Origin of the sequence: Lapidilactobacillus concavus DSM 17758 (genome assembly GCF_001435835.1) — a bacterium.
Lineage (GTDB): Bacteria > Bacillota > Bacilli > Lactobacillales > Lactobacillaceae > Lapidilactobacillus > Lapidilactobacillus concavus.
The window spans coordinates 1-8,687 of the sequence record NZ_AZFX01000082.1; the positions used below are offsets into that span (position 1 = coordinate 1).

Annotated in this window: 7 protein-coding genes, 4 tRNA genes and 2 pseudogenes; 9 read left to right on the plus strand and 4 right to left on the minus strand. The window is 43.5% G+C overall.

Annotation, left to right across the window (positions count from 1 at the left end):
- Positions 1-143 precede the first annotated feature (143 nt).
- The 4 genes from FC15_RS07280 to FC15_RS07295 all read left to right on the plus strand — a co-directional run bounded on the left by FC15_RS07280 (position 144) and on the right by FC15_RS07295 (position 2,848).
- Positions 144-215: transfer RNA gene (locus tag FC15_RS07280), tRNA-Glu, on the plus strand.
- Positions 216-220: 5 nt separating this feature from the next.
- Positions 221-293, plus strand: a tRNA-Thr gene (locus FC15_RS07285).
- 396 nt (positions 294-689) lie between these two features.
- Entirely contained in the window at positions 690-1,568 is an 879-nt protein-coding gene (locus tag FC15_RS07290; RefSeq protein ID WP_057825357.1) for a hypothetical protein, read from the plus strand.
- Between the two features lie 161 nt (positions 1,569-1,729).
- Complete coding sequence (locus FC15_RS07295) at positions 1,730-2,848, plus strand: VanZ family protein (RefSeq protein WP_057825359.1); 1,119 nt, start codon at positions 1,730-1,732, stop codon at positions 2,846-2,848.
- Positions 2,849-3,010: 162 nt separating this feature from the next.
- Here FC15_RS07295 and FC15_RS07300 read toward each other — a convergent pair.
- Positions 3,011-3,082, minus strand: a tRNA-Gln gene (locus tag FC15_RS07300).
- A gap of 3 nt (positions 3,083-3,085) precedes the next feature.
- Positions 3,086-3,169, minus strand: a tRNA-Tyr gene (locus FC15_RS07305).
- 299 nt (positions 3,170-3,468) lie between these two features.
- Here FC15_RS07305 and FC15_RS07310 point away from each other — a divergent pair.
- The 4 genes from FC15_RS07310 (at position 3,469) to FC15_RS07325 (ending at position 6,992) form a co-directional block, all read left to right on the plus strand.
- Positions 3,469-3,927 carry a LytTR family DNA-binding domain-containing protein gene (locus tag FC15_RS07310; RefSeq protein ID WP_057825361.1) on the plus strand — a complete coding sequence of 153 codons (459 nt, stop codon included), beginning with the start codon at positions 3,469-3,471 and terminating at the stop codon, positions 3,925-3,927.
- Positions 3,924-4,703, plus strand: coding sequence for a LiaF transmembrane domain-containing protein (locus FC15_RS07315; protein WP_057825363.1), 780 nt, complete (start codon positions 3,924-3,926; stop codon positions 4,701-4,703). Before FC15_RS07310 ends, FC15_RS07315 begins: the two co-directional genes overlap by 4 nt.
- A 21-nt stretch (positions 4,704-4,724) precedes the next feature.
- Entirely contained in the window at positions 4,725-6,056 is a 1,332-nt protein-coding gene (locus FC15_RS07320; RefSeq protein ID WP_057825365.1) for an MFS transporter, read from the plus strand.
- A gap of 318 nt (positions 6,057-6,374) precedes the next feature.
- A complete protein-coding gene (locus FC15_RS07325; protein ID WP_057825366.1) occupies positions 6,375-6,992 on the plus strand; it encodes a glycerol-3-phosphate acyltransferase in 618 nt (205 codons plus the stop codon).
- A 13-nt stretch (positions 6,993-7,005) separates the two neighbouring features.
- On the opposite strand, the pseudogene FC15_RS09375 reads toward FC15_RS07325, so the two are convergent.
- Positions 7,006-7,164: pseudogene (locus FC15_RS09375) on the minus strand (ABC transporter ATP-binding protein); the annotation flags it as partial.
- 119 nt (positions 7,165-7,283) lie between these two features.
- Here FC15_RS09375 and FC15_RS07330 point away from each other — a divergent pair.
- Positions 7,284-7,976: a 2,3-diphosphoglycerate-dependent phosphoglycerate mutase gene (locus FC15_RS07330; RefSeq protein ID WP_057825368.1), complete on the plus strand. Its 693-nt coding sequence runs from the start codon at positions 7,284-7,286 to the stop codon at positions 7,974-7,976.
- A gap of 407 nt (positions 7,977-8,383) precedes the next feature.
- Here the strand turns inward: FC15_RS07330 and FC15_RS09035 are convergent.
- Positions 8,384-8,687, minus strand: a pseudogene (locus FC15_RS09035) (hypothetical protein); the annotation flags it as partial.

Here is an 8,687-nt window from a genome sequence, read left to right on the forward strand (position 1 = left end):
GTAGAGCGCTTGACTGTTAATCAAGATGTCGTCAGTTCGAGTCTGACAACCGGAGTTAGCCAAATCGGTCTGTGTGACCGATTTTTTTGGTTAAAAATAAGTGATTGATTGATAGTGTTGATCTAGTAACCATTGATTGACATGGCCCGTTGGTCAAGTGGTTAAGACACCGCCCTTTCACGGCGGTAACATGGGTTCAAATCCCGTACGGGTCATATTTGCCGGTTTAGCTCAGTCGGTAGAGCGCCGCCCTCGTAAAGCGGAGGTCGCTGGTTCGATTCCAGTAGCCGGCATTTTTGAGGTTTTACGCGTGTTTTTAAAAAAGCCGAAAAGCTTTTACGAACGTTGTTACGTCAACGTTTGTAAAAGCTTTTTTGTTAGTTTTGATATTGCTGATTTTACTTGTTTTTTTGAAGTTGGCACAATTTTAGAACAAGATCCCAGAAGTTGCCTCGACATCTCCTACTATCTTGTGTTGCAGCTCAGTCGCCAGATTTGTAATGTATCTCAGTCGTCAGAGGTCATTTTTTTCGATTGATTCACAACATGTCTGCACTCAAATTAATGATGTGTATCGTCAACTCAGCTATTATTTCTAAAGTTATAAATTGCCTTTAAGTCGAGTGTAAACGTTTCGATTTTTCCGAGATTCATGATAATCTTTAATCGTAAGAATGGAGGGATGGCAGATGAAAAAAAGTAAATGGCTTCTGCTAGCCGTATTGGGCATCACGTTATTTGGTGCGGGTTGCCAAAATAAAAGTCAGGATACTTCGAAGTCAGGCACGTCGAGTGAGAAGTCTTCCAAACGTCGTTCTAGTGAAAAGAAGACGAGTTCTTCAGAGGATAAATCGGCGCAGTCTTCGGAATCGAGTACGTCATCGAGTTCCTCAAAGGCGACTGCTGACCAGAGCAGTTCAAAGGCGTCAGATTCGAGTCAAGCGCCAGTGACGACGAGTCGTTTATCTCAGCTAAATCAACAGTTATCACGGTTGTTAGTGGGTGAAAAGTTACCACAGCGTGTACCTGTCTCTGCTGGTAAGGTTCTAAACATCAGTCAGACAGGTAATTCGCGGAACTATACAGTTGCTTATTTTGCAAGTGCGCAATCGGTTGCCTTAAACGATGCATCTCTTGCGCAACAGACGGCTTTTGCGACGGTACAGAAGAAGACCTATGCGTCTGCGAGTGCTGCACAGCAGACGATCAATTACCAGCCAACGCAAGCTGGATTACCAACGGTAGACTTGGGGACTGGCATTACGGCCACGCAGGAGGGTGCTGCTGGCTCGAGCTACACCAATTGGATCGAAGGACGTTGGTCATTGGCCGTTCGTGCTTCGAATATCAATGGTGAAGATGGTGTACCTTTGGCTAAAAAAGCCGTTCAGTGGCTTCATACAGCAATGTTACCTGTTCCAGATGTCCATGGTGCGGTTAACCTCTACGTGTCCAGTGCGAGCACCTCACGCATGAATACAGTGACTTGGAGTAAAGGGTCGGCTGTCTATTTGATTTCTGCATCTGATCCGATGGTTGCATTACAATTGGCTACTTCTTTAAAATAGTGTTGTCACTCAGCCACTAAAAAGATAAACGTTGCCCTCTGATCTAAGAGGCAACGTTTATTTTTATCATTGTGTTGGCTAGGGATAAAGTTGCATTTCAGCATAAAACTTGTTTATAATGCGGTTAACTAGTGTCTTTCAAAGTAGGGAGTTTTCTATCAATGAGTGCGTATTTGACGCCGATTATCACGGCAATCGTTATCTTCCCAATTTTAGCTGCGCTCGCCGTTGTGCCATACGCACTGCATCAATACCGACGTTTTGGGTCAATTTCTAAGCTAAAATTATTGATCTTCTTCAGCTTCTGTTTCTATTTGTTGTGCGCCTATTTCCTCGTCATTCTACCATTGCCGGATCGTGCGGCGGTCGCCAAATTAACGACGGCGCGCTATAATTTGGTACCATTTACGGCTGCTCGCTACTTCTTAAAGACAACGGTGCTACGTTTGACGGTGCCTGCAACTTATGTCGCAGCATTGAAGCAGAGCGGATTCATCCAACCCTTTTTTAACTTGATGTTGACCTTGCCGTTTGGTCTTTATTTACGTTACATTTGGCACGTCTCTTTCAAAAAAGCACTCATCGCCAGCTTCTGCTTGTCACTTTTCTTCGAACTGACACAGCTCAGTGGCTTGTATTTCATCTATCCGCGTTCTTATCGGTTATTTGATGTCGATGATTTGATTCTGAACACGAGTGGTGGGTTGATTGGGTTCGCCAGTGAACCTGTATTCGCCAAGATCTTCCCATCGATTGAACAGCTGAATCAAGACGCCGCAAGCGAGCGACTGGTAGCTAGCTTCTGGCGACGTTTCTTAGCGCTATTGATTGATTTGTTTATCTTTAATCTGGTTTCGGATATGATCACCACGTGCTCTCATCAGTTGTCGAATCAGAACTATGGGATCTATCTCGTCGAAGTATTGATTTATTTCGTCGCCATACCTTATTTCTGGCAGGGTGGCACGCTTGGTAAACATCTTGTCAAAATTCGGATGGTGGGCGTCGATGAGCAACGTTTGGGGCTGCTGCCATTGCTGTTCCGTCAATTCTTGTTGTTCGGAGTGATGCTTGGAAATGTGCGTTTCCTGATACCGAGTTTGCTACAATGGATCAGCGACGCCAAGAGCCAACATGTTCTTGCGTTTTATTTCACGGGGCTTGCCATTTGTGGTGCTTTCCTGCTTTTATGTGCGCTAAACACGCTTGTGCTGCTGTTGAAGAAAAACAGTCGCATGTTCTACGAGCGAGTAACTAAAAGCCACGAGATTGGCTATTAGGCACTAGTGACAACGTGTTCGCTCAACGTGTACATTCGATGATTGATTCGATCAGTCAGGCTTGAATTCGCAGAAGGATGCGGGCCTGACTTTTTTTATGCAAAAAAAGACGAAGCCCTCTCAATTAAGAGAAGCTTCGTCTTCAACGTGAGTTGGAATTAATTGGGATAGCTGGATTCGAACCAGCGCATGACAGAGTCAAAGTCTGTTGCCTTACCGCTTGGCTATATCCCAAGATGGTGGAGGAGAGTGGATTCGAACCACCGAACCCGAAGGAGCGGATTTACAGTCCGCCGCGTTTAGCCACTTCGCTACTCCTCCAACACGATTAGCAATTAGCTAACCTAAATATAATAACGAAAATTTCTATGAATTTCAAGGGTTAAATTTATTTTAATCGCAGTTTTTATTTGCTGCGTGAATGTGGTTGAACGGGGTCAAATAATCATTAATAGACATTCATTTTCTCATAATTGTAGTCGTCAATAACCACTTATGTTTAATTATTGACCGCTTATGCGAAAAGCATTGCGCGTCCGGAACAATTGTAGTGTAATAATGACAAGCCGTTAGAAAACGTCGTGAGTTAATTCGAACGATGAAGAAGGAGGTGTTTGCGAATGAGGGTTCGTGTTGAAATAGATGATAACTTGAAGCAACCAGAATTGATCATACGTGCGTCCAGCGACGATCCAAATGTTGAGAAGATTAAAGAACTCTTAGCCGCAACACCTTTGACGGACGAAGTTTTATCTGGCTTTAAGAATTCGCGAGAATATTTCCTGAAGCCGAGTTCGATTCTATTTATTGAAACGGAAAATCGGCAGTTGCAAATTCACACGATTGACGAGATTTATACAAGCAATGAACGCCTTTATGAGATTGCTGAGGAGTTGCCCGATTATTTCTTGCAAGTGGCGAAGTCAACGATTGTCAATTTGAAGCAGATCAATGCGTTGAACAAATCAATTTCCAACTGTTTGATTTCTTTTTATGATTCGCCCAAGGAAGTCTATGCGTCTCGGCGATATTACAAACAATTACAAGAACGTCTAAACGAAATGAGGTTATCGAAATGAATAATACAAAAACAAAATGGGGTCACTGGTTCTGGGGATTATTTTTCTTAGTCTGTGCCTTTATCGTCGTTGCAAGCAAAATGAATTTGTTGAGTTATCATCCAGGCTTTTGGACGCTGGCCTTTACATTTATTCTCGCAGCGGCAGCAATCAAAAGTTTTGTGAGTTGGAGTTTCTTCGGTGGTGTCTTCAGCCTGGCTTTTATCAGTATATTGTATGCTCAACCACTTGGGATCAAAGGTTTGGTGCCCTGGACAGTCTTGGGAGTCGCGTTATTGATCAGCATTGGGCTCTCTCTCGTCTTTCAACCGCTGAAGCGCAAGTATTACCACCATCGGCCATTTGTCGTCTATGACAGTGACAAACCAGGGCATCGAAAAATCGTCATTGGTCGCGAACACATTGGTGAAACGGGGATGCACAAAGGCGAATCTAAAACAGATAACGAATCCAATGTTGACGTCAATATTCGTTTAGGAAGTACAATTCGCTATATTCAATCACAAAATTTTCAACGCGCAACTGTCAATATGATGATTGGTGAAGCGAAGTTGTATTTCGATCAGGCAATCATCATCGATGATCCGGCTGTGGTCGAGATCTACGGCAATATCGGGGAAATCGATCTTTATTTCCCTAAGACGTGGGATGTCCAAACGCATTTCGATACCTTTATTGGCGATCTCGAGGAGAAGGGCCTCTCTACCAAAACAGGCCCAGTCGTTCATCTGATCGGTCATTTGCAGATCGGCGAGATTACGATTCATTATATCTAGAGAGACGGAGAGTGAAGTACAATGAATCGTGCAAAATTATCAAAACAAATGATTAAGATGTTGATCATTAAATTTGCCGGCACCTTTGGCAGTGGCATGTTGAGTTTCGCCATTGGCCTTTATATTCTGCACCGCACTGGTTCTGCATTGGGGATGGGAGTCTCCATGATCACTGGGCCAATCGTTTCCTTAGTGTTAACGCCGTTCGTGGGCTACGTGGTCGACACGATGAATCATCGCAAAATTATGATGATCGCTCAATCGGCAACGAGTCTTGGGCTGATTGCATTTGGCCTGGTCTTCCACGCATGGCCACAACAATATTATGTTGAATTAATTGCCCTGATCGTCTTGCTACAAGTGACCGATAACTTCTTAAGCACCACGTTGACCGCAAGCCTGATCCAACTTTTCGAAGGTGATGAGTTACAACAAGTCAATTCGTTGAATCAATCGATCACCTCGTTGGCTTCATTTCTCGCACCGATTATTGGTGCATTAGTTTACACCGTGGTCGCAATCGACACGTTTGCCTACATTGAAGTGATTTTCGAAGTCGCTGCTTTAGTCGGCATCATGCTACTGAAATATGATCAGGTTGCCGCGACAGACACGACCACCGACGCAGAAGCTGTAGCGGTGGAAACTGAACATGAAGCGGGTGCTGTTCAGGCGGCCGAATCGGTTTGGCAAAATTTCCGTGAGGGATTCAATTATTTACGACATCAGAAATTAATGTTGTTGATATCTTTCTCGAGTGCTGGGATCAACTTCTTCTTTGCTGCACTCAATGTCGGCGAACCTTTCTTACTCGTCACAACGTTAAAATTAACCAATGCGCAGTATGGCATCACGGATTCCGCGTTCGCCGTTGGCATGTTTCTAGGGGGTATCCTGTTGAGCCTGATCAACTTGAAGCAACATCCCATTAAAGTTTCCTATTTCTTCATTGGCATTTTATCGGCCTTATTGTTCGTCTTGGGTATCCCAGAATTAACGGGTTGGGCAAACGGGGTGAACACAATTTACTACGCCTTGATGAATGGTCTCTTTGGTGTCGTACTCGTCTTTGTCAATACACCAATTGCCAGCATGATGCAACAAATTATTCCCCAGAACATGCAAGGACGGATGTTCTCGCTCTCCGGGACGTTGTCGATGATGATGATGCCATTAGGAACACTGATTTATGGGTCTGTCTTCGACCACACCCGTGCATTTCCAGTCTTTGTGGTTTCCGGCGTCTTATTGTTGATTCTCACCATCGGCATTGTCCTCACGATTTCACGCAAACACTTGCTTGAATTACCAGAGAATCAGATTCATCCCACGAAAAAGGAAGTGGTCGCTTAAAAAACTATTTGCGCGTATTGAGTCACTTAAGAATAAATTCTTTCATGTCGATAGAATAAATTAAGCATCCGATTGGTCTTGACCTGATGAAGTCGCCAATCGGATTTTTTAGTCTCATCATTCATTTCTCAGCACAATTCTCAACGCGCCGTTCACGTCATGAATCACGCCCCGATAAAAGCTTAAGTGGACACGCTCAAACATCAAATCTGATGACTTCAACAGTTGCTCACACTGTTTTAGATGATGATGAGGTTTTTAAAATTGTCTTTTGGTATACTAGCAGTTATAGGTTAAGAAGCAGAAGGTGTATTCAAAATGACAGTGTTTAAATTATATTGTCTCTTGATCGGCTACGGGTTTGGTAACTTCGTCACGGCGTATGTCGTCAGTCAGTGGCGCACAGGTAAGAGTCCACGTCAATTGGGTTCCGGTAATCCGGGGACGGCAAATATCGGGGCAGTTTTAGGTAAAAAGTTTGGCATCTTGACGTTGTGTGGTGATTTGCTAAAAACGATCCTAGCGATTTATATTTGCCAATTATTATTTCCTGAGCTTGGCCGTCTCGCCATTTTATATTCAGGCATTGGGACGACACTTGGACATAACTATCCTATCTGGCAAAAGTTTCACGGGGGTAAAGGCGTCGCTGTTTCAGCCATCCTGTTGGTGATGTATGACTGGCAGTGGGGATTGATTTGTTTATTGATCGCGTTAGCAGTCATGTTGATCAGTCAAAATCTGACGCTACCTGGTATTGCCATCTTGCTTAGTTTCACCATCGTCAGCTTCATGAAGTATGATGTCGAAACAGGCGTTGGCTTTGCCTTCTTGACGCTGTTATCGATAATCAGCTTTCGTCGCGACTTATTGGCACTCTTCAAGGGGCAAGCCAAGCGTGTCGATTGGCTGAAGCGATTCAAGAAGCACGCTTAGCTCGTTGAGAAAATAACGTCTTACCTCTTTGCACATGTGATTTCATCAATTGCTTGAGGTTATAGGCAGCCTGGGGGTCTAACCTTTGCATGGGTTCATCTAAGATCCAAACGTCAGGATCGGGCAATAAGGCACCAATTAAGATGACCTTCTGACGCATGCCGCGTTTGAAATCTCAATGACAGTGAGAATGAGAGTCATTGTAAACTCGCTCTTGCGAATACTTGTTTTTTTTCTGAAAAACCAATACAATTAATAGCGTATAAATATCAGGAAATGGGGCTAATATTAATGGCAAAATTAGTATTTATCCGTCACGGTCAAAGTGAATGGAATTTAAGCAATCAATTCACTGGCTGGGTCGATGTTGATTTAAGCGAAAAAGGCGTTCAAGAAGCAAAAAATGCCGGCAAGTTAATCAAAGAAGCAGGCTTGGAATTTGACCAAGCTTACACTTCAGTCTTAACACGTGCCATCAAGACATTACACTATGCACTTGAAGGTTCAGGCCAACTCTGGATTCCAGAAACAAAAACATGGCGCTTAAACGAACGTCATTATGGCGCATTACAAGGCCAAAACAAAGCAGAAGCCGCTGAAAAATGGGGCGACGAGCAAGTTCATATCTGGCGTCGTTCGTACGATGTCCTTCCGCCATTGCTAGGTGCTGATGACGAAGGTTCAGCTGCACAAGATCGTCGCTATGCAAACTTGGACCCACGCATTGTTCCCGGTGGTGAAAACTTGAAAGTTACCCTTGAGCGTGTCATTCCTTTATGGGAAGACGAAATTGCGCCTAAATTATTAGACGGCAAGAACGTCATCATTGCTGCTCATGGTAACTCATTACGTGCCTTGACCAAGTATATTGAAAACATTTCCGACGAAGACATCATCAACTTGGAAATGGCAACTGGCCAACCTGTTGTTTATGATTTGGACGACAAGTTACAAGTTGTTTCAAAGACAAAATTAGGTGAATAGTCACTAAGATTTAAATTGTACGAGATTTGGAGTTGATAGACAGGATGTCTTGAGACTCCTTTTTTGTGCCGTTTTTTTGAGGAGGGGACAAAGAGGATCAAAATAGGGAAATTCCCATCTTGATCCTCTTTAGCTATAAAAAATTTTTTCGGCATCGTACCGTCTGCCAATTTTCTCTTTAATTTGGAGCGGATGCTACAATCCTTTTTTATGATTGCTTCAAGCCTGTAAACACAGAGACTATCGTCATTTGTTCAGATAAATGGATGAGTGAATGGGTAACAAGAGATAATGATGAATTCTTATGTCGTTATAGTTATGATTTTCTATTGAGTAGGAATAGACAGAATTCGCTTATAAACGTTGACATATCAACGTTTTGATGACTGACTACCCCGCTCGTGCAACTATCGTGCAACTTCTGGTGCAAGTCCAACGGTAACACCGTTGTTTTGAACCTGCGCCACGTCTGATTTAGCGGTCGAAATTTCGACTAGACCATTCAGCCGTTTGGCGGCCTCAAAGTTCATATTCGGATATAAATGCCCGTAAGTTCCGAGCGTCGTCTGAATATCTTCGTGGCCGAGGCGTTCTTTAATCACCAGTGGGTTCTCACCCAGACTGATCAATAGCGAAGCATGTGAATGCCGTAAAGTGGATGTAAGCTGATTCCTGAGACAACTTTTAAGAGAGGGTATAATGAATAAATCG

What these genes read in the sequence shown, in the direction of transcription:
- FC15_RS07320 (WP_057825365.1), top strand. Translation starts at nt 4,725, where the DNA reads ATGAATCGTGCAAAATTATCAAAACAAATGATTAAGATGTTGATCATT.
- FC15_RS07315 (WP_057825363.1), top strand. Translation starts at nt 3,924, where the DNA reads ATGAATAATACAAAAACAAAATGGGGTCACTGGTTCTGGGGATTATTT.
- FC15_RS07295 (WP_057825359.1), top strand. Translation starts at nt 1,730, where the DNA reads ATGAGTGCGTATTTGACGCCGATTATCACGGCAATCGTTATCTTCCCA.
- FC15_RS07330 (WP_057825368.1), top strand. Translation starts at nt 7,284, where the DNA reads ATGGCAAAATTAGTATTTATCCGTCACGGTCAAAGTGAATGGAATTTA.
- FC15_RS07290 (WP_057825357.1), top strand. Translation starts at nt 690, where the DNA reads ATGAAAAAAAGTAAATGGCTTCTGCTAGCCGTATTGGGCATCACGTTA.
- FC15_RS07310 (WP_057825361.1), top strand. Translation starts at nt 3,469, where the DNA reads ATGAGGGTTCGTGTTGAAATAGATGATAACTTGAAGCAACCAGAATTG.
- FC15_RS07325 (WP_057825366.1), top strand. Translation starts at nt 6,375, where the DNA reads ATGACAGTGTTTAAATTATATTGTCTCTTGATCGGCTACGGGTTTGGT.